At 70.0% G+C, this 19,486-nt stretch carries 18 protein-coding genes and 1 pseudogene; 15 read left to right on the top strand and 4 right to left on the bottom strand.

The annotated features are described in order from the left end of the window. Positions 1-33: 33 nt before the first annotated feature. Together ACH4E8_RS19860 and ACH4E8_RS19865 are read right to left on the bottom strand one after the other, a co-directional pair. The gene (locus tag ACH4E8_RS19860; protein ID WP_398449894.1) at positions 34-1,269 is read right to left on the bottom strand and encodes a sensor histidine kinase; all 1,236 of its coding nucleotides are present in this window, start codon (positions 1,267-1,269) and stop codon (positions 34-36) included. After that, the gene (locus tag ACH4E8_RS19865) at positions 1,260-1,922 is read right to left on the bottom strand and encodes a response regulator transcription factor (protein ID WP_398449896.1); all 663 of its coding nucleotides are present in this window, start codon (positions 1,920-1,922) and stop codon (positions 1,260-1,262) included. The genes ACH4E8_RS19860 and ACH4E8_RS19865 overlap by 10 nt, the downstream gene beginning before the upstream one ends. Before the next feature lie 206 nt (positions 1,923-2,128). Between ACH4E8_RS19865 and ACH4E8_RS19870 the strand changes: the two genes are divergently transcribed. The 6 genes from ACH4E8_RS19870 (at position 2,129) to ACH4E8_RS19895 (ending at position 7,909) form a co-directional block, all read left to right on the top strand. Further along, complete coding sequence (locus ACH4E8_RS19870; RefSeq protein WP_398449898.1) at positions 2,129-3,418, top strand: ABC transporter permease; 1,290 nt, start codon at positions 2,129-2,131, stop codon at positions 3,416-3,418. A 78-nt stretch (positions 3,419-3,496) separates the two neighbouring features. Beyond that, entirely contained in the window at positions 3,497-4,876 is a 1,380-nt protein-coding gene (locus ACH4E8_RS19875) for an ABC transporter permease (RefSeq protein WP_398449900.1), read from the top strand. After that, entirely contained in the window at positions 4,873-5,592 is a 720-nt protein-coding gene (locus tag ACH4E8_RS19880) for an ABC transporter ATP-binding protein (protein WP_398449902.1), read from the top strand. Before ACH4E8_RS19875 ends, ACH4E8_RS19880 begins: the two co-directional genes overlap by 4 nt. Positions 5,593-5,744: 152 nt before the next feature. After that, on the top strand, positions 5,745-6,539 hold the full coding sequence (locus ACH4E8_RS19885; protein ID WP_398449904.1) for an SAM-dependent methyltransferase: 795 nt from the start codon (positions 5,745-5,747) through the stop codon (positions 6,537-6,539). Positions 6,540-6,604: 65 nt separating this feature from the next. Next, the gene (locus tag ACH4E8_RS19890; protein ID WP_398449906.1) at positions 6,605-7,108 is read left to right on the top strand and encodes a YfbM family protein; all 504 of its coding nucleotides are present in this window, start codon (positions 6,605-6,607) and stop codon (positions 7,106-7,108) included. Positions 7,109-7,246: 138 nt separating this feature from the next. Further along, complete coding sequence (locus ACH4E8_RS19895) at positions 7,247-7,909, top strand: hypothetical protein (protein ID WP_398449908.1); 663 nt, start codon at positions 7,247-7,249, stop codon at positions 7,907-7,909. Positions 7,910-7,994: 85 nt separating this feature from the next. Here ACH4E8_RS19895 and ACH4E8_RS19900 read toward each other — a convergent pair whose 3' ends face one another. Then, positions 7,995-8,726 (bottom strand): rhomboid-like protein, encoded by a 732-nt coding sequence (locus ACH4E8_RS19900; protein WP_398449910.1) that lies wholly within the window; start codon positions 8,724-8,726, stop codon positions 7,995-7,997. A 51-nt stretch (positions 8,727-8,777) separates the two neighbouring features. Beyond that, a pseudogene (locus ACH4E8_RS19905) lies at positions 8,778-9,440 on the bottom strand (hypothetical protein); the annotation flags it as partial. Positions 9,441-9,984: 544 nt separating this feature from the next. On the opposite strand from ACH4E8_RS19905, the gene ACH4E8_RS19910 reads away from it, so the two are divergent. The 9 genes from ACH4E8_RS19910 (at position 9,985) to ACH4E8_RS19950 (ending at position 19,355) form a co-directional block, all read left to right on the top strand. Then, entirely contained in the window at positions 9,985-10,875 is an 891-nt protein-coding gene (locus ACH4E8_RS19910; protein ID WP_398449912.1) for a methyltransferase domain-containing protein, read from the top strand. A 105-nt stretch (positions 10,876-10,980) separates the two neighbouring features. Continuing rightward, the gene (locus ACH4E8_RS19915; RefSeq protein ID WP_398449914.1) at positions 10,981-11,274 is read left to right on the top strand and encodes a hypothetical protein; all 294 of its coding nucleotides are present in this window, start codon (positions 10,981-10,983) and stop codon (positions 11,272-11,274) included. Positions 11,275-11,460: 186 nt separating this feature from the next. Further along, positions 11,461-12,246 (top strand): Imm21 family immunity protein, encoded by a 786-nt coding sequence (locus ACH4E8_RS19920; RefSeq protein WP_398449916.1) that lies wholly within the window; start codon positions 11,461-11,463, stop codon positions 12,244-12,246. A gap of 222 nt (positions 12,247-12,468) precedes the next feature. Beyond that, complete coding sequence (locus ACH4E8_RS19925; protein ID WP_398449918.1) at positions 12,469-12,945, top strand: hypothetical protein; 477 nt, start codon at positions 12,469-12,471, stop codon at positions 12,943-12,945. A 200-nt stretch (positions 12,946-13,145) separates the two neighbouring features. Further along, a complete protein-coding gene (locus ACH4E8_RS19930) occupies positions 13,146-14,465 on the top strand; it encodes a DUF4419 domain-containing protein (RefSeq protein ID WP_398449920.1) in 1,320 nt (439 codons plus the stop codon). Between the two features lie 784 nt (positions 14,466-15,249). Next, entirely contained in the window at positions 15,250-16,008 is a 759-nt protein-coding gene (locus tag ACH4E8_RS19935; protein ID WP_398449922.1) for a GntR family transcriptional regulator, read from the top strand. Between the two features lie 52 nt (positions 16,009-16,060). Further along, positions 16,061-17,356: an MFS transporter gene (locus ACH4E8_RS19940; RefSeq protein ID WP_398449924.1), complete on the top strand. Its 1,296-nt coding sequence runs from the start codon at positions 16,061-16,063 to the stop codon at positions 17,354-17,356. A gap of 349 nt (positions 17,357-17,705) precedes the next feature. Continuing rightward, the gene (locus ACH4E8_RS19945; protein ID WP_398449926.1) at positions 17,706-18,734 is read left to right on the top strand and encodes a peptidoglycan-binding protein; all 1,029 of its coding nucleotides are present in this window, start codon (positions 17,706-17,708) and stop codon (positions 18,732-18,734) included. A 270-nt stretch (positions 18,735-19,004) separates the two neighbouring features. Beyond that, positions 19,005-19,355, top strand: coding sequence for a hypothetical protein (locus tag ACH4E8_RS19950; protein WP_398449927.1), 351 nt, complete (start codon positions 19,005-19,007; stop codon positions 19,353-19,355). Positions 19,356-19,486: the final 131 nt, after the last annotated feature.

Here is a 19,486-nt window from a genome sequence, read left to right on the forward strand (position 1 = left end):
GACGTGGGTGACCACGTCGGGGGGTGATTTCGCTCACTCTTGCGTGGCCTCAAGGACGTCGGCTGAGCCGTCCGGAGTCCGGGGGAAGCGCAGGGTGACGGCGAGTCCGCCCTCGGGGCCCGGTCGTGCCGTCAGTGCGGCGTGGTGGGCCCCGGCGATGGAGGCGGCGATGGACAGTCCCAGGCCGTGGCCGGTGGCGGCGGTGCGATCCGCGTGGAGGCGGCGGAAGGGCTCGAACAGGTCGGGGATCCGTTCAGCGGGCACGCGCGCACCGGAGTTGGTCACCGTCACGGTGGCGGCGTCGAAGCGCAGGTGTACGTGGCCGCCGGGGCGGTTGTACTGGACGGCGTTGCGGACCACGTTCGTCAAGAGGTGGCGCAGCAGAACGGCGTCGCCGCGGACGACCAGCGGGGTGTCGGCGCGCAGGTCGATGCGTACGCCGTGGGCGGATGCCTGCGGGGCGAGTTCGGTCGTCACCAGTCGGGCGGTGGTGGTGAGGTCCACGCTTTCGGTCTCGTCGAGTCCGCGGTCGCTGCGCGCGAGGAGCAGGAGCGCGTTGATGAGTTGCTCGGCTTCGTGGTTGGTGGTGAGGAGGTCCTCGCGGACGTCGACGAGGCCGGCCGGGAGGGGGTCGGCGAGGCCGACCTGAAGGGTGGTGCGCTGGGCGGCGAGGGGGGTCTTGAGCTCGTGGGAAGCGTTGGCGACGAATCGACGTTGGCTCTCGAAGGCGCGCTCCAGCCGGTCGAGCATGGTGTCGAAGGTGTCGGCGAGCCGGTGGAGTTCGTCGTCGGAGCCGGTCAGTGACAGGCGCTGGTGGAGGTTCTGTTCGCTGATGCGTCGGGCGGCTTCGGTCATGGAGGCGACGGGGCGAAGTGCCCGTCCTGCGAGCCACCAGCCGATCAACCCTGCCACCTGGGCCATCACCACGAGCCCCACCGCGGACCACAGCACCATCTGCCGCAGTGCGGTGTCCTGGACGGCCTGCACGCTCTGTTCGAGCTTCTCGATCATCGCGACGTCGTGGGCCGCCGGGGTGGAGCGATCCGGCCGGACGGGGTGTACGGGTTCGAAGGGCGTCGCAGGGCTGGACGACGTGTCGCCGTACGTCACCGATATCCCCTCGGCCTGCTGGGCCGTCCCGTAACGCGCGAGGAGGACCACGAAGGTGAGCAGCGCGATGCCGGCGAGGAGGAAGAGTCCGGCGATGGCAGCGGCCAGGCGGGCTCGGAAGGGCAGCCGGCTCAGGAACGCCCGCGGCGTCACTCGCACAGCCGGTACCCCTCTCCCCTGTCGGCGGCGATCAGACAGGAGTCGCCGAGTTTGCCGCGCAGCCTGCTGACGGTGGCGCGGACCGCGCTGGTGCGTACGTCGAGGTGCTCGTCCCAGATGGTGCGGACGAGTTCGCGGTGCGGCACCGGTGCACCGTCGGCCGCGAGCAGGAGGTGCAGTACGGCGAACTCCTTCGGGGTCAGCTCCAGCGGTCGGCCGCCGGCGCAAGCTTCGTGCCGTGTCTCGTCCAGGGTGATGTTGCCGAAGCTCAGCTCGGCGGGCGGCGGCTTGGGCGCGCGGCGGCTCAGAGCCCTCACCCGGGCGACGAGTTCGGTGAAGTCGAAGGGCTTGGTCAGGTAGTCGTCCGCGCCGAGCGAGGTGAGTCCGTAGACCTTGTCCGTGAGCTCGCCGGCCGCGGTAAGCATCAGGATCCGCGGCGGGTCGGTGAGTTCGCCCAGCCGCCGGCACACCTCGTCGCCGCTCATGACCGGCAGGTCACGGTCGAGGATCAACACGTCGTAGGCGGTGAGCAGGCACATCCGCTCGGCATCAGCACCGTTGACGGCGATGTCGACGGCCATCGCCTGGCGGCGCAGGCCGGTGGCGACGGTGCGGGCGAGAACGGGGTGGTCCTCGGCTACCAAGACTCTCATGCACCCATGGAACCAAGGCGGCGATTGCAACCGGATAAGAGGGAGCGGCAGGGTCCCACGAGCCTGCTGCCGAGAAGGTGGGCCGGTTCGTGCAGCACGTGCAAGCGGCCCGGGTGAAGTCGACGCACACCGGCATCAGGGCGGGTCCTTACGCTGCTGTAACGCGCTTATCCCGCTGCAAACAGCGGGCTGCTTTCGTCTTCGCCATGAACTTCGTCAAGCGCGCCGGGATGAGTCTGGGTGCCAGGAAGTCCAAGACCGCCGCCCTGCTGGCGATCTTCGTCGTCATCTGCACCCTGCTGCTCGGCGGCTTCCTGCTCCAGACCGCCGCCGCTCGCCAGGAAGCCGATGCGCAACGGACCATCGGCGTCGACGTCACCGTCAAACAAAAGGGACTCACTCCGGCGCTCGCCGATCGACTCGGAGCCTTCCGCCTGGTGAACCGCTACAACCCGGAGCTCGCGGTGCGTGCCGGGGCGCATGGCTTCGCGCCGCTGACGTCCGACGTGCCGAAGCCGGGCGGCACCGAAGCCGGGAAGAGGGGGCACGAGGCGGCGTCGGACCCGTTGGCCGTGAACGGCGTACGCGACTCGGGCATGCTGCTGCCCTTCTCGTACGGCTCGACGAAGGTCACGGCGGGTCGCGGCATCACCCCGGAGGACGCGGAACGCCACGTCGCGCTGATCGAGCAGCGCCTCGCCGACGAGAACCGCATCTCGGTCGGCGGCCGCATCCGGGTGCGGTCGACGGACGGCAAGCACACTGCGGTCCTGACCGTCGTCGGCGTCTTCAGGGACCCGACGCGGGATCCGTCGGTGTGGGCACCGCCGCACGAACTGCCCGGCAACGCGCTGTACGTACCGGTGGGCGCGGCGCAGCGGCTCGCTGCCACCGGTGGCCCGACGGTCCGCGAGGTGGTGTACCGGATCGGCGCTCCGGACCAGGCCGAGCACCTGCACGCGGAGGCCGAGCGGCTGCTCGGCGCGGGCGGCTTCGACTTCCGCGTCAACGACAAGGCGTACAAGGACCAGGTGCGCCCGATCCAGCAGGTGGGCGTCTTCGCCGGACTGATCGTCTGGGTGATCGCACTGGCCGGTGCGTTGATCCTCGGCCTCATCGTGACGCTGCAGATCCGTGAGCGGCGTGCGGAACTCGGGGTGTTGCTGGCGATGGGCGAGAAGAAGTGGAAGCTGATCGGCCAGCACACGGTGGAAGTGGCGGCCGTGGCCCTGCCCGCCGTCGCGCTCGCCGCGCTCGGCGGGCAGCTCGCCGCGCAGCCCGTGGGCGCCGCCGTCCTCGGCGGCCACGACGGCCGGTCCGCGACGGCTGGCGGTGCGCAGAGCACAACGATCGCCGCGGCGGCCGTCGCGGTCGAGCCGGCCGCCGTCGGCAAGGTCGCCGGCGTCGGACTCGGGATCTCCTTGGTCTCCACCGTCTTCCCCGGCATCGGGATCCTCCGCCTGCACCCGAGGTCCATCCTCACCGACACCGAGTAGCCGGCCCCGACACCGCACGCCCTGCGCCACCGGCACCGCACGTCCACCAACCGGCACGGACCGAGAAGGTCGTACTCCATGAACTTCGTCAAACGCGCCGGGCTCAGCCTCTGGGCCCGCAAAGGCCGCACCCTGATCACCTTCGCCACCTTCCTCGTCATCTCCGTGATGGTGCTGGCCGGCATCCTCATCGACGACGCGACGGCCCGGGCCGAACTGGACGCCAAGCGCGCCGTCGGCGCCGAGGTCAACCTCTCGATGGACATGAACGTGGAGGGTGGTGGAGGGCAGCTCCAAGCACCGCGCGTCGACGCAGCGACCGTCGACGAGCTCGGCGCCCTGCCCCAGGTGCAGAAGTACACGTACTCGGTGTGGGACCGCGCCATCCTCAAGGGCGCGTTCCGCCTCGTCGACGGCGGGCAGCCCGATCCCATGGGCCCCGGCGGCACCGTGGGCATGGGCGTCCTCGACACCTCCTTGTTGCCCGACTTCCGCAACGGCACCTTCACCCTGCTGTCCGGTAGGCACCTCACCGCGGCCGACAAGGACACGAAGCAGCTCCTGGTCGAGGAGCGGCTGGCCCGGAAGAACGGCCTCGCGATCGGCGCCAAGATCACCCTGACCGGCAACGACGAGAAGACGACGGCCGACTTCACCGTGGCCGGCGTCTACCGCGACCCGCGCCCCAGCACCGAGTCCGACCCCGAGTACGGGATCAACCCGGCCAACATGCTGTACGGAGCGGTGGGCGGCCTGGCCGCGCTCGGCACCGGCGGGAACGGGCCGCTCCAGGTCGGCGAGGCGACCTTCCTGCTCCAGGACGCCGATGTGCAGGACGCGTTCAAGTCCGCGGCGCAGCGGGTCGCGGGCGCGGCGCTCGACGGCTTCACACTCGACGCCAACGACAAGGCGATCCAGCAGATGACCGGCCCGCTCAGGAGCATCCGGTCCACGGCCACCGTCGCCATGTGGCTCATGGGCCTGGCTGGTGCGGCGGTCCTCGCCCTGCTGACGAACCTCGCCGTCAAGCAACGCCGGAAGGAGTACGGCGTCCTGCTGGCGATGGGCGAGAAGAAGAGCAAGCTGATCGCTCAACAGGCCCTGGAAATCGTCCTCGTGGCAGCCGTGGCCATCGGCGTCAGCTCACTGTTCGCGCCGGCCTTGACGCAGCGGGCCGGCCAGTCGCTCCTCGGCAGGGAGGCGACCGCCGCCGAACAGAAGATCAGCTCCTGGCAGCCCCCGGCACCCGGCAGCACCGGCCTGGACCAAGGCATCGACTGGAACGACGAGCCCATCGACAACGCCGACCCCGTCGACGAGATCACGGTCGCGCTCTCCCCCACCGACCTCGCCGCCGTCGGCGGTGTGGGCCTCGCCATCGGCCTCCTCGCCACGGCCGTCCCGGCCGGCGCCGTGCTACGCCTCACGCCCCGCTCCATCCTCACGAAAGGCGCATGACCACCGTGAACACCGTCCTTGGTGCCGTCCCGCCCGTCCTGCGTCTCACCGACGTCAGCCACACCTACGTGGGCCAACGCCGCAGGACCGCCGTCCTCAAGAACGTCAACTACGCCTTCGAGCGCGCGACATTCTACACCATCCTCGGCCCGTCAGGCAGTGGCAAGACCACCCTGCTCAGCCTCGCCAGCGGTCTCGACACCCCCACCAAAGGCACCATCAGCTTCCGTGGACGAGACCTCACCGCCCTGGGCCTCAACCGCTACCGCAACAAGCACGCCGCCACGATCTTCCAGCAGTACAACCTCCTCACGTACATGACCGCCCTCCAGAACGTCATCTGCGCCATGGAGATCACCGGCGCCACACCGGCGACCGGAAGCCGCAAGGACCGCGCCCTGCACCTGCTGGCACAGATCGGCCTCGACAAGTCGATGGCCACCCGCAACGTGCTTCAGCTCTCCGGCGGCCAACAGCAACGCGTCGCCATCGCCCGCGCCATCGCCTGCGACGTCGACATCCTCTTCGCCGACGAACCCACCGGCAACCTCGACGAGAACACCGCGCAAGGCATCACGGACACCTTCCGCGAACTCGCCCACGACCAGGGCAAATGCGTGGTCGTCGTCACTCACTCCCAGCACCTGGCCGCCCAGTCCGACCGCGTCCTCGACCTGCGCAAGGGCGCACTCACGGAGCGGGCGAAAACCCGATAGGGGCAGTGGGACGGTGGCTGCTCTGTGCCTCGGCTCACCGGTGTCCGGATCAGCACCATCGCCGTGCCGCCTGCCCCATGCTGTTGAGCCAGGCGTACCAACCCCCATCCCCTGGCCCGGGAGCCCCGCTCCCCCCTTCTCTCGGAGGATTCGTGACGGGCAACAACCCGCGGCGACGCATTGACACATCCGTCGCCCACTCCGCTCGCGTCTGGAACTACTGGCTCGGCGGGAAGGACAACTACCCCGCCGACCAGATAGCCGGAGAAGCCTACGAGCGGACGTTCCCGCCCTCCCGCGTCTTCGCGCAGGAATCCCGGCACTTCCTCCGGCGCATGATCACTTACCTCGCGGGAGAGGCGGGAATTCGTCAATTCCTCGACTTGGGGGCCGGGCTACCGACGGTCGACAACACTCACGAGGTGGCCCAGCGCATCGCGCCCGACGCCCGCATCGTCTACGTCGACCACGACCCCATCGTCATCCGCCATGTCGACGCCCTCCTCACCAGCACGCCCCAAGGGGCCACCCACTACGTCGAATCCGACATGCAGGACACGGCGAAGGTCCTCGCGGGGGCGGCCGCGACGCTGGATCTGAACCGGCCCGTCGCCCTGGTGTGTTGCGACGTCCTCGGGCACATCGTGGACTTCGACGAGGCCCTCGGGCTCATCGACCGGCTCATGCGGCAGTTGCCGTCCGGAAGCCACCTGGCCCTGAGTCACTGCACGGGGGACGGGCCCGAGCACGTCGCGGCCCAGGACGCCTACAACGCGACCGGTGCGATTCCCTACATCCTCCGCCCGCCCGAGCAGATCGCCCGCTTCTTCGAGGGCCTGGACCTGATCGAGCCGGGGCTCGTGTCGTGGCCGAACTGGCGGCCGGACGCGACCACCGGGACCGCCACCGTACGAGCCGGTTGGGGAGCCGTCGGCCGCAAGCCGTAGGTGGCCGGACCGGAGCCGTGAAGGCATCCGACCGCACTGTCAGTGGCGGGTTCTACGATCCGCCCATGAGCATGATCGGAGAACACGCCCGCCTCGCCCCCGCCGAACTCAGCCGGGCGATCCAGGACCCGGACTGGGGCTGGGACTTCGTCGAGGAGCACCTCGCCGCGGACCCGGGCGACGGCACGCCCGTCCCCGGAGGGCGTCTGCACAGCACCGGGAAGATGTGGCACGCGTTGGAGTACCTGCTGAAGCGTCGTGGGGTCGAGGTGAACGTGGTGCACGGCGAGGAGGAAATGCCCGGCGCCGATGACTGGGGTTACGGACCTCCTCGGACCATCACCCCGGAGCGGGTGCAGCTCGCCGCCGAGGCCATGGCAGCGATCACCCCGGAAGGTCTCGTCGAGGGAGTCACCCCCGCGGAGCTCGCGAGCGCGGGAATCTACCCCTACGCCGACTCCGCCCCTGAGGGCCGGCTCGATGACGCAGCGGTCGCGTACCAGGACCTCAACGCCTTCATCCAGACGACGGCCCGCCTCCGCCACGGACTCATCGCCTGGATCGCCTGACCACCACGGCAACGCCGGCCGACAAGCGGGGCACCACCCGGTGCGCGGTGCCTCATGGGCGCCTCGGCGGTGGGTCGTGACGCGCATCTGGTGGGCCGGAGCCGGGCAACCGTGTCCGTTACCTGGGGAGGAACCTGCATGAGCGACGGAATCGCCTGGATCGGCGAACACAGCACCACGGGCACTTCCACGCCTATGCCTGGCATGCTCGGGCGGATATCGCTGACCTGTGCCCGCGGCGTCGACGCGGACGAGTTCCTCATCGCGCTCGGCGCCGACCTCGACGAACTCGCCGCACGCACGCCCTGCAAGGACCTCGTCCTGCCTTCGGGGCGTCCCGGCGACCCGTCGCTCGATGTGAACCGCGCGATGTACGGGACGTGCCGCGAGTGGGTGTACGTGCTGGAGGACTGGGGAATGTCCACGTGGTCCACCGGCTTCCAATCGGTGCCGTCGATGTGGCCCGCACCCGGCGAAGAGATCGTCTGCCTGACCATGAACCCGTGGAGTCCGCCGCGACGGATCATCCATGTGCCGGGCGACGAGCGCCCCCGGCAGGCCGAGTTCGGGACGGACACCGAGGAGGGCTCGGCCCTCGACGCAGCCCTCCACGCCGCTGGCGCGGTGTTTCCTTCCGTCGGCGAGGCGGAGGAAGCCGCCGTGGTGGCGTACTACGAGGAGCACGGGCCCAGGCTGCCCGTGGCGGTGTTCACAGCCGTCGGCCATTACTGCGGCCTGTCCATCGACCAGGAAGCCGTTCGGGCCGGGGAGTTGCCCGCAGTCCTCATTCCCATGGTCTGATCACCGGGAGTGGTGCTGGCCCCACTCAGCACGGAGCCGAATCCGCCGGCTCGCAGGTGCCGACGCCCCGCATCGGAACACCGTCTCAGCGCTGGGAGCGCCGGTCACGACGGAGGTCGAAGGCACGGAAGAGCAGGCTCTTCGGATTCCAGGCGGGGCCCCGGTTCCGGGTGAGGGGGTAGCAGGCCAGGCCGATGAGGAGCGAGGTGAAGTGGCCGAGGTCCGTGAAGGTGCGGCCGGCCACGAGGGGGATGCCGTAGACGGTGAGGACCACCACCAGGTATCCGTATCGCCAGGGTGCCGCGATGCGGTAGGTGAGTACGGCGACGACACCGGCGAGGGCATAACTCACCCCCACGTCGAGGGTGTTGACGGCCGATTGCGGTGCGAGGTCGTGGCGGATCGCCCACAGCAGGGCGCCCTCGCTGACGAAGGTGGCCAGCACATGGGCGGCGGCGGCGACCAGCAGCCAGCGGAGGGAGCCGAGCCAGCGCTCGGCCTGGGCGTGGAAGACGGAGTACAGGACGGCGTAGGACAGCCAACCCCCGCCGGCGATCCAGAAGGCGCTGGAGATCAGGACCCGTACCGGATGCGTCGACAACTCGTGGATGCTGGTCGAGCGCTGCCGGAGGAACTCGTCTTCGAACCCCGGCGACATCTGGCGCATGACCACGGTGGTGACGAGCAGGGCGACCAACCAGATGTACGTGCCCGGTGCGCTGCGCACATAGGCCCAGGCCCGGACGGCAGCTCGACGGACGGCCGGGGCCAGCCACCTCCCCCGGGCCGGCCGGGTCGGGCGGGAAGGAACGTGCATGGAACAATTTCCGCATGCATCGGTGACGGACGCCGTGATTGGGACGGCATGTCATCGACCTGGGCGGGCATCTCGGTTCGACCGCTGCCGGCGCCCCGACGGCTGCGGCCGGTGGGGCTCGGTCGGCGCCGCTCCGAACCGCGTCAGGGCCAGTGCTCCCGCCACCGCCGCCACGAAGCCCACGCCCGCCAGCCACTGGAGACCTTCCCGGGGCCGGTCGCCGAGCCAGGCGATGCCGGCCAGTGCCGGGACGATCGATTCGCCCAACACCATGCCCGCCGTCGCCACCGTGACGGAGCCGCGCTGGAACGCGGAGGTCAGCAGGAGGAACCCGGCCACCCCACCGAGCGCCAGACCGTACAGCGCCGGATTGCCGAGGACCCGGGGGCTCGCCAGGGAGTCGATCAGACGGACCGCGACTTCGACCACGGCGAAGCCGACACCCGCACCGAGGCCCAGCACCAGGGCGCGCGGTCCCTGCGGCAGCCGGCCGGCGAGTGCGCCGACGAGGAGTACGCCCGCGGCCACGACGACCAGGGACCAGCGCAGGGCCGGAGGTCCGGGGCGGTTGCCCTCGGGTCCGGATGCCAGGGCGATCATCGCCAAACCGGCGCAGACCGTGGCGACCGCGGACCACTCGGCAGCGGACAGCCGGACCCCGAGGTACCGGACCGCGACGATGGCGGTGACCGCCAGACTGGCGGCGAGCGACGCGCAGGTACCAGAGCACGAACGCGTACGAGCGCCGTGACCACTGGCCGCGGCCCGGGTCCGACCGCGGTCCCACTCGGACGCACCCCATGCGGCTCACCCTAAAATGCGCCGCCCCAAGGGACGCGCCCAGCGGGTGCGGTGAACGAGTGAAGGGGACTGCCAGGTCGTCAGGGAGCGTCGGGCGTCCGATGGACCTGAGCTGGGGTGGGCCGAGCGCCGCCTTGGAGAGTGCGCAGTGGTGCGACGCGCCCCTGTGGTGCGACGTGCGCCCCGCCGGCGGGCGGTTCCCAGGGGCGGCGCGAGGACCTACGCTGCGGGCCGTGCGCGTTCGTACGACACGCCGCTGGTGAAGGCGTCGAACGAGCGAGGTAACGCGAGGAGGGAGAGGGCGTGAAGCGTGGCGTCAGGGGGTTCGTCGTCCGGGGTGACGATCGGCAGTCGGGGGACGGTCAGGTGGGAGGTCCGTACTCCAGTCCAGGGGATCCGGGGAACCCTCTGCCTGAGCCCGACGACAGCAGCGACAGCGACGAGTAGGCAACTGACGATGCCCGTGTCCGCGGCGGCGCTCCGTGGGCTGTGTGCCGACGAGATGGCGCGGAATCCGCGCGGGTTCGGCTCGGCGGCGTGGCTGCACGAGGCGTATCTCGCCGTGCCGCGGGAGCACTTCGTCCCGGACCGGGTGTGGTGGCCGGCTCCCGGCGAGGACGGCCGGTACAACCTGATCGATCGAACCGTCCGGCCCCGGGCGTGGCTGAAGGCCGTCTACAAACCGGGGGCGCCCCTGATCACGCAGCTCGACGACGGACGCGTACCACCGGCCGGGCCTGCGACGGGCGCCTTCACCTCCAGCATCTCCTCCAGTGGCGTGGTCGTGGAACTCTTGCGCCACCTCGCTCCCCGCCCTGGTGACCGGGTGCTGGAGATCGGGACCGGCACGGGGTACACCACGGCGCTCCTCGCCGCCCGAGTGGGGGCCGAGAACGTGGTGACGGTCGAGATCGACCCGACGCTCGCCGCCCGCGCCACGGAACGCCTGGCCGAGCTCGGTGTCCACCCTCTCGTCATCACCGGCGACGGAGAGGTCGGCCATGCCGAAGGCGGCCCGTACGACCGGATCGTGGCCACGGCCTCGGTCCGACGCATCCCCCCTGCGTGGCTGGACCAACTCGCCGCCGGCGGTGTCCTGGTCGTCCCCGTGGACAGCCCCTTCGCGTACGACCTCCTGGCGCGGCTGGAAGGCGACGGCGCGGGGTCGGCCGCTGGGAGCTTCGTCGCCCAGGTGACGTTCATGCGCGTCCGGGGCCAGCGGGAGCCGGTCCCCCACACGGACCTCGGTTGGCCTGCGGCTCTGGACCCCACGGCGTGGGCCGAGTTGACGGTCGTTGCCGGCCCGATGGGACAACGCGTCCACCCGCCGACGCCCGTCGTGCCGTAGCACCGCCTCCCGAGAACGGACTTCAAGGGGTGAGGTCTCGCCTGCCCACTCGCGTCTGGCAGGCTGTGGCGAGCGGCGCCCACCGCCGCGGGGACGGAGGCCGGGGTGGCAGGGGACGAGCGTGAGCCGATGGAGGTGCGGATACCGCGCGCGGCCTTGGACGCCATGGCCGCGGCGTTGAGCGTGCGAACGGTGGCGATGCGCACCTGGCCCGACGGCATCGAGTGGATGTATCCGCTGGGGACGTGGGACGAGCCGCACTTGGAGGTGGCGCTCATGCCCGGCGGTGAGGAAGTGTGGCTGCGGATGTCAACCGACCGCTCCAGGGTCGTCGTGTGGACGATCGAACAGTGGTGGGACTTCACCAGACACCTGCCCGGGGCCACGTCGCCCGAGTGAGCCCCGCCCCTCGCGGCGCGAGCGGACGACCCCCTACGCCGCGGAGGGGCCGCTGATGTTCGGTCTCCGCGGGAGGAACGGTGCCTCGGTTGCACCTGCCGTTTGCTGGCCCCCGGCGCTCCGAACGGACCTCACCGTCCGTGAATCCGAGTGACGGCAGGTGCGTTGCTGACTTAGCGTCTCGCAATGACCTCCCCGGACGACGCCGCCGACGACCCGCCCGGTGTGACCATCCGCTGCCAGGACCACGTGTCCGTCAGCGTGATGCTGTACGACCGGTTCGAAGACGATGCGGGCTTCGTGCACTACGACGTCGAGCTACGAGCCCCGGGGCTGACTGCTCGCGCCGACGCGGTCGTCGCCTGGATCCGGGGGCCACGGCATGCTGAGCGCATGAGCACTAGCAACGAATCCATCCGCCATCAGCTCGGTCTGACGTGGGTGCGATCCACGGGCGGGCCGCTGATCGTCGTTCCGGCATCCGTGTTGCACGAGTGGGGCGGCTGCACCGAGGACGGCGTGATCCTCGGCGGCTCCGAGCGGCCGGACGACTACGACCGGGCCTGCGCGGTCGAGGAGTTCGCCGGCGTGATCGGTCTGAGGGGCCCCCGTGCGGTAAACGCGCTGGTGCTGGCCGACGATCCGGCCACCACCTGCTATCTACCCGAGCGAGGCGTCTTCCTTCGTTGGCTCGCCGGCAATTCCGACGTCGAGTTGGTCGCCGCCGCCGAGGCCGTACTGAGCGATCCGGAGACACCGTGGGAATCGTGCGGGATCTGGGAGACCGATGGTCCCGCCGTTCTCATGGACTCGGCCGAGGCCGGTGAAGATCTAGGCGTGCCCTACCCAGGTGGGTACGGACAACCGGATGAAGCCCCGGTCGCCGTGCCAGCAGGACGATGGGCGGTCCGCGCTTACCACAAGATCGGCGAACTCCCCTGGGTTGGCATAGTTCAGCTCCACCGGTGCTGAAGGCTCATGGCATTGGACTCGTTCGTCACCCGGGCGAACGGCTCGGAGTGCGAGGATCGGTCCCGCGTCAGGGGCCGGGGCAGAGCGGATCACGGTGGCGTACTCAGCCGACTCCGGGGCAAGCCCAATTCCCATCCACGACTCCGATCCGTCGCGCGCCGTGACCGACGTCGTGCAGAGCTCGCACGGTGGTGTCAGAGGCAGCCAGTAGCCTCAAGCGCCATGGGCATTGAGATCAATGTAAAAGTCGGTCACCCGATCAACGATGAGGTGGAGAGAGTCCTCGGGTTAGCCGAGGCCATCGGTGAACCCATCACGGTCACGTTCATGTGGGAGTGGCGGGCAGAGGCGGAACGTGCGGTGCTGGTGCCCGCGGCCACGCTGGCGCTTTGGGAACATTGGTCCTCTACCGCGTACCCGGCGGTGCAGGGCGGTCGAGATACGAGCCGAGACGAGGCGGAGGATCCGGAACTGGCCAACCCGATGGAATTCGGCGCGTTCACCCTTTTTCGTCGTCGAGTTGGAGGGCGCACGGCGGTTGCCCGCGGCAACGTGGTGGTCGCCGAGCTCTTGGATCCCGCCGAGGCGCACTGGCTTCAGGAGAGGGCTCGGTTAGTCCGCGAGGGTTTCATGGATCCGAAGCAGAGGGCAGCGTTCGAGGAGTTCCTTGCGCGGCAGGCCCCCTTCGATGATCAATGAGCCACTTGACCGCTCGTTCTGATCCCCGGCGACGGCGTGCCCCTGCACGACGGACCGACCATCCTGTTCGAGCCGTGCTCACACCTCACCTTGCGGCGGGCAAGGAGGCCCGCTTTCACGGTTGCGCGGAGACATGAATGAGCCGAGGGTGCCGTCGGTCTTCTAGGATCATGGCCGATCCTGGGTCCAGGGGGATATGGATGGCTTTCGAGATAGATCTGCAGCTCGCTGAAGACGCAGAGGCCACACGCCTCGCCTCCGAGGTCACCGAACTCGGCAATGAGCGCTTCCTGCGGGCCGTACTCCGCGACCAGGCGCGCTTCCACCACTGCAGCACCGATGGTCTCGTTGGCTGGTCCGGCGACGGGCCGGAGGTCGCCGAGCCCGCCTCCAGCCTCCTGTTGCGGGCACTTCACCTTTGCTTTACGGCGCACCTGCCCCTGAGCCTCTCGCCCGACCTGCTCTGGTACGCCGTGGTGCATGAGGTGGCCGTCCACGTGCGGCTGAACTCCGATACGTACGCAGGTCTGTTCACCGAAACACCGGGGTACCAGCAGACCATCGCCGTCCGCGACGACCAGGCACCGTTGGACTGGGAGCGCTCGATCAACCTGGTCCAACAGCCCCTGCGGAACCGTGTGGGCGACGAGGCGGCCGATCTGTTCCAGCCCGCGTTCTCGACCACGACCCGCGCCGATGCCACGGCTGCGCTGGTCGCGCTCATGGACGTGGTCAGCCCCTACTACCGTTTCCGATGGATCTCGCTCTGCGGCATTCCCCGGATCCGGCTGGAGGGCACCGACCGGGACTGGCGGCTACTGGCAGCCCGGGTACGGGAGTTGGAAGAGTGGTTCGAGGGGCTGCGACCGTGGTTCGCCGCCTTACGCCCGGTGCTGGACTCGATCAGTGCGACGGCCTCGGGGTGGGGCGTCGACCGGGAGTTCTGGCGTTCGCTCTACAAGTGGGAGTCGGGGTCCGGCGGCGACAAGGTGACCGGTTGGATCACCGCCTTCTTCGCCCATCGGTACACCGACGACGGCCCCGCTCCGAAGCAGTCGTTCGGCCTGGGAACCACCGACGAGGAAGACTTCCCGTCGCACGTCTCGCGTGTCCCGTTCCGCTGGGACACCATCGCCGGCACGTTCGACATGGCGTTCCTCGGCGGTGTGCTCGGCATCGAGCGCGATGGCGAGTGGATCCGGCCGCGCCTCGGCTTCGCCGTGGCGGAACTGCTGCCCGCCGCCGAGCCCTGCGACGGGCATCTGCCCGAACCGTGGACCGTTGCTGACATCCAGCGCGTCACCGGCTGCCCCGAGGCCCGACTCCTCCCCGTCATCGGCACGGTCACCCTGGACGGCGAACCCCTCCGGGCCGACATCGCCATCGATCTCAATGGACTGTGCGTGGTGCGGTCCGACGACGGAAACTGGTACCTGGGCGACCTTCAGTCGCAGGCCGGTGACATCCGATGCTGGGACAACTACGGCCCGGACCTGGGCCACGCCCTTCGATCGTGCTAAGGGTGGTGTTCCGTGATCCCTGGTGGATCAGCGTGCGGCGTCAGATGCGGTGCACCGTAAGGCGCCGGGGTGTTCGCCTATGGGATGCATGTGGACACTTCGACAACGCGGCGAGGTGCCGTAGCTTTCGTCGCACGCCCGCCAGGGATTACGGGACACCCCTCAGGAGGTCATCGTCGGCAGTGGTGACAGCACTTGAGGGCGAGTGAACCGGGCCCTTCGGGGCAACGCGCGTCACCCCTCGTCGTGGCACTGAAGTCGCCCGCCGAGCAGTACCGCGCAGGCCACGGCTGACAGCAGCCCGCCGGCAAGAGCGCCGTGAGCACGTGCCTTCGGGGCACGGCCCGCACCAAGTGGGCGAGTGACACGGACGCGACAGCCAGCGTCATGCCGCAACCGGTGACGAGGAGGCCGACGTCCGGCAGGGGGACGCGAAGGCCCTCGTAGATCAGTTCCAAGAGGCCGACGGGTGGGTTCTCCGCGTGTTGACGGTGAGGACCGCCAGCATCAGGGCCGCGAGCACCACCGGGGCGTGCCATGGGGAGGGTCGTTTCCCAGCTGCGGCGTCTCCTTCGGGCTGCGCCCGTTCCGTCTGATGAGTGGCACCGTCCATGGGGGTGCCTCATCGGGGTCGCCGGTCCCGCCGCAATCGAATTCGTGTGCACGAGGTGGCCGCCGGACCCGGTGGCGAGTGCGCTGCTACTCCAGTAGTTCTTGGCCGGTGGAGTAGCTTGCCGAAGTCCCCCCAACCGTCGTCGCGCTTGAGCGAGACAGGAGGAAGCCGATGCCACGGCAGGCGCCGTACCTCGTCCTGGCCGATGCGCTCAGTGCTCGGGTGCTGGGCGGGGAGTGGGAGGTCGGGGAGCGGCTGCCGGCGCGGGTGCGGTTCGCCGAGGAGTACGGGGTGGGGCGCAACGTCGTGCAGAGGGCCATGGACCGTTTGATCGTCGACGGGCTTCTTGAAGGGCGCGCCGGCTCGGGAACGTACGTCCGCGAGCCGCGGGAGCGCCATCGGCTGATCCGGTCCCGCAACCACGGGCGCGAGGACGGGTCTCCCCTCGGCGTCGGGCGCAACGAGCGCGGGCGGGCCAGCGCGTGGGATGCGCACAGCCGGCTGCGGACGCCCGCACCGGACGCGATCGCTGAACGGCTCGCCATCGGGTGCGGGGACCTGTGCGTCACCACGCACTACGAGTTCCTCGCCGAAAGGCAGCCGGTGCAGCTCTCCGAGTCCTGGGAGCCGATGGGCATCACGGGTGGGACGCCCGTGGTGCTGCCCGAGGAGGGGCCGCTGGCCGGCAGGGGGGTGGTCGTGCGGATGCGCTCCATCGGCATCGTCGTCGACACGGTGGTCGAGGTGCCGCGCCCGGCCCGGGCCACTCGGGAGCAGGCGCACCTGCTCGGGATCGGGGTCGGGGATCTCGTGCTACGGATCGAGCGGACCCTTTACGACACCGGCGGCAGACCCGTGGAGACGGCGGACATCGTGATCCCGGACCGGCGCCGGGAAGTGGTCTACGAGTTCGGCGTCGACAGGCCGTAGCCGCTGAGGGCACACGAGTGCACCTTTCCGCATCGATGGCAGGAGACGTTCGATGTCCGCATCGGCACGTCCCGGGCTCCTACGGGACCCGGACTTCGGTCGGCTCTTCGCCGCGACCGCACTCGGGCAGTTCGGGGATCGCGTCGTCTTTCTGGTGCTGCCCCTCGTCGCCATCGCGGCGCTGGACGCGGACGAGTTGCAGGTCGGGCTGCTGGCTGCGCTGACTTCGGCGGGCTCGTTCCTGGTCGGGCTGCCGGCGGGGGCGTGGGTGGACCGGGTGCGCAAGCGACGGGTGCTGATCGTCACTGACCTCGCTCGCGCGCTGGTCCTCGCGACCGTCCCCGTGGCGTGGTGGGCGGGGTGCCTCACCTTCTGGTGGCTGGGCGCGGTCGCCTTCCTGCACGGGTCGTTGACCGTGTTCTTCGACGTCGCGTATCTGAGCTATCTTCCGCACCTGGTCGGACGCGACGGAGTCGTGGCGGGCAACGCGCGGCTGTCGGCGGTGCGCTCGGTGACGAGCATCGGCGGGCCGGCGGCCGCGGGGCCGCTGGTCGGTCTGGTGGGGGCGCCCGTCACGCTCTTGGCGAGTTCCGTCGGCATGGCCCTGTCGGGGCTCCTTGCGACCACGATCCGCAAGCCGGAGCCGAAACCGTCACCGGCCCGAAAGCCCGCTCTGCGGCGGGAGGTCAGGGAGGGACTGACGTTCGTAATCCGACGCCCCGCCTTGCGCGCCATCGCGCTCGGGGACACGGTGTTCAACCTCTTCCTGGCCGTGTACCTGGCCATGCTGCTCGTCTTCCTTGAGCGGGAGATCGATCTCGACCCCTTCGGGATCGGTCTGGTGCTGTCGGGCATGGGCTGCGGCGCCCTGCTCGGTGCGCTGTCGGCCGGGGCGGTCGTGCAGCGGTTCGGTCAGGGACCGGTCATCTGGCTCGCGCCGCTGGTCACCTGCCCGCTCACTGCGTTGATGCCGTTGGCGCGGCCGGGGTGGAGCGTATGGGTGGCTGCGACGGGGCTCGTGGTCCTCTCGCTGGGCGGTGTCATTCGCGTCGTGGCCCAGTCCGGCTACCAGCAGGCCAGCACACCGGACGGGCTCCTGGGCCGGATGAATGCCACGACCCGGTTCGTCTCCTGGACGGGCACCCTTCTCGGGGGACTCCTCGGTGGCGCGCTCGGCTCCGGGCTGGGGGCGGGAGCGGCGCTGTGGGTGGGCGCGGCCGGAATGACGTCGAGCACCCTCGTCACCCTCTTCTCGACGCTCCGGACGGCGCGCACGGCAGCCGGATCCCACCGAGCCGCGCTGAATCCGCCGGATGTCGAAGGTCGGCTGCCGGACGTAAGGGCGTGAGGCCCGCGGGAACCCGCGGATGGAGGCCCGGGGAGGAAGGTGTCCCTCGGGACGCGGGCATCTCCTTCGAGTGAATGTGGGGGTGCCGGTACCGGCTCGTTCCTGCGGGGCGTACGGGCCCGGAGGCAGGTTTAGGCGCAGGCCGTGGAGCGTTGGGAGCCGGGTCGTCGAGGTGGGCAACGGACGAATGGCCGGCGGGTGGCGGCGAACGCGCCGTTACGATCGGCGCCGCCGAGGCCATGGAGCCGTAGTACGCCCGTGATGCACTGACCTGACCTGCTGTTATGCCCGCTGTGCAGGCGGTGCGAAGGCCCGGCAGTTCCACTGGACAACGGGGAAGGGCATGCACATGGGCCAGGAACGAGGCAACGGAAACCGGGAACAAGCAGTGGGGGTGCAGTTGGCGCTGCAACTGCGCCGTTGGTGGATGGAGGCAGGAAACCCGCCCAGAGGTTCCCGGCCGACGCAGCAGGCGTTGGCCTGCAAGCTCCAGGTCGATCAGACGACGCTCTCGCGCTATCTGAACCCGAACCACCCGTCGACCGCTCCCCTGCGCGTGGTGGAGGCCCTCCACGTCCAGTTGGGTGCGCCGGCACAGGAGTTGGAACGGGCGCGGGAACTGTGCCGCGCCGCGCTGCGGGACAGCGCCCGCCGCCAGACGGCCGCGGTCGGCCCGGAGCAGGCCCCGCCGTCGGGGGACGCGGATGAACACGAGGTGCTCCCCGCGCCTCGCGCTGGCGGTGGAGCGCGCTGGCGGTGGTCCCGCCTGGCCCTGATCGCGGCTGCCCTGGTGGTGACGTTCGCCGCCGGCATGGTCGTCCAGGAGCAGTTCGTCGCGCGGGAGGGTGCGGACGTCTCCGACGGCGTGGTGGGCACCGTTGCGTCCGCGGACGGGACCGCGGAGGCGTGGCCGCTGATCCGCATGGGCAAGGAGGACCAGTACACCCGCGGCCGTGCCGTGCAGTACCTGCTGAACTCTCACGGCCATGAGGTGCGGGTCGACGGCTACATCGGTGCGAAGACGCGGGACGCCGTCATGGCCTTCCAGCGCGGGAAGGATCTACCGGCGGACGGGAAGGTGGGCCCCAAGACGTGGCCGGAGTTGGTGAAGGTGGTCGGGCTCGCTTCCGAGCCCTTCGAGGTGCGGGCCGCACAGGAGCTCTTGAACAACGTGGGCCACGGCGGCACGGCCGTGTCGGGGAAGTTCACCGCGGAGACCGCTGAGGACGTGAAGTACTTCCAGCGGATGCAGCACCTGCCCGTGACCGGTCGGGTGGACATCGATACCTGGCTCGCGCTGCTGGTGCGGCAGCTCCCTCCCGTCAAGGCGCCGGACTACCAGCGGGCCACCGGTCCTCTCCCCGCGGCATCCACCTGACCCGCCCAGCACGGCCGCGCGCCACCGGACGTTGCGCCGAGCCCATGCGGGTTGCCTACATCAGGCCATAACTCCTGGTCAGAGACCTGCCATGCAGCGTGCATCGATGTGCGTCAGCGCCCGGCCCGGATCGCCTTTCCCCACTCCCCCGCCGTGGCAATGCTGATGTTGCGACCGGCGCTTCCGGAGCGTCCGTCCCGACGACGGGCCGTCAGCTCACGTACCGGACCGGTTCGCTCCCCGTCAGCAAGCCATCCGAAAGGGGCACCCATGTCCACTCTCCGCAAGGCCCTCACCACCGTGGTGTCGACCGTCGTTCTCGCCGGTGGCATCGCCGTCGGTGCCGCCGGCCCGGCGAACGCGGCGACCTGCCCGCACTCCGCGTCCCCCGTCATCGACGGCGGCGCAGCCCACTGGACCCTGCGCTGCTCCGGGAAGAACGTGGTCATGACCGGCTGGGTCGACGACACCAGGATGGACGGCATGTGCGCCAAGGTCCGCATCAACGCGGGCAACGGCGCGTACAAGGGGCCGTCCGCGTGCGGTTCCGGCGTCCGTAAGGAGTTCAAGTACACCTTCAAGGGGACGAAGTCTGCGCAGGGGCGCTTGGCCCTCGTCTGACCGCGCGCGGGGCGGGCGTTCCCTCGCCCGCCCCGCCGCCGCGCACCACGTCCCCGTCCGCTTCGCCCTGCGCGCCGACAACCACAACGTGCGCCCCCAGCACGCCCTGGCGCGAATGCGGTTGGTCTTCG

The sequence above is a fragment of the Streptomyces sp. NPDC017979 genome (assembly GCF_044328175.1).
Taxonomy (GTDB): domain Bacteria; phylum Actinomycetota; class Actinomycetes; order Streptomycetales; family Streptomycetaceae; genus Streptomyces.

Coding starts and splice junctions, on each gene's coding strand:
- ACH4E8_RS19890 (WP_398449906.1), top strand. CDS start 6,605: ATGAGCATGATCGGAGAACACGCCCGCCTCGCCCCCGCCGAACTCAGC.
- ACH4E8_RS19945 (WP_398449926.1), top strand. CDS start 17,706: ATGGGCCAGGAACGAGGCAACGGAAACCGGGAACAAGCAGTGGGGGTG.
- ACH4E8_RS19930 (WP_398449920.1), top strand. CDS start 13,146: ATGGCTTTCGAGATAGATCTGCAGCTCGCTGAAGACGCAGAGGCCACA.
- ACH4E8_RS19925 (WP_398449918.1), top strand. CDS start 12,469: ATGGGCATTGAGATCAATGTAAAAGTCGGTCACCCGATCAACGATGAG.
- ACH4E8_RS19950 (WP_398449927.1), top strand. CDS start 19,005: ATGTCCACTCTCCGCAAGGCCCTCACCACCGTGGTGTCGACCGTCGTT.
- ACH4E8_RS19875 (WP_398449900.1), top strand. CDS start 3,497: ATGAACTTCGTCAAACGCGCCGGGCTCAGCCTCTGGGCCCGCAAAGGC.
- ACH4E8_RS19940 (WP_398449924.1), top strand. CDS start 16,061: ATGTCCGCATCGGCACGTCCCGGGCTCCTACGGGACCCGGACTTCGGT.
- ACH4E8_RS19920 (WP_398449916.1), top strand. CDS start 11,461: ATGACCTCCCCGGACGACGCCGCCGACGACCCGCCCGGTGTGACCATC.
- ACH4E8_RS19865 (WP_398449896.1), bottom strand. CDS start 1,922: ATGAGAGTCTTGGTAGCCGAGGACCACCCCGTTCTCGCCCGCACCGTC.
- ACH4E8_RS19895 (WP_398449908.1), top strand. CDS start 7,247: ATGAGCGACGGAATCGCCTGGATCGGCGAACACAGCACCACGGGCACT.
- ACH4E8_RS19880 (WP_398449902.1), top strand. CDS start 4,873: ATGACCACCGTGAACACCGTCCTTGGTGCCGTCCCGCCCGTCCTGCGT.
- ACH4E8_RS19900 (WP_398449910.1), bottom strand. CDS start 8,726: ATGCACGTTCCTTCCCGCCCGACCCGGCCGGCCCGGGGGAGGTGGCTG.
- ACH4E8_RS19935 (WP_398449922.1), top strand. CDS start 15,250: ATGCCACGGCAGGCGCCGTACCTCGTCCTGGCCGATGCGCTCAGTGCT.
- ACH4E8_RS19870 (WP_398449898.1), top strand. CDS start 2,129: ATGAACTTCGTCAAGCGCGCCGGGATGAGTCTGGGTGCCAGGAAGTCC.
- ACH4E8_RS19910 (WP_398449912.1), top strand. CDS start 9,985: ATGCCCGTGTCCGCGGCGGCGCTCCGTGGGCTGTGTGCCGACGAGATG.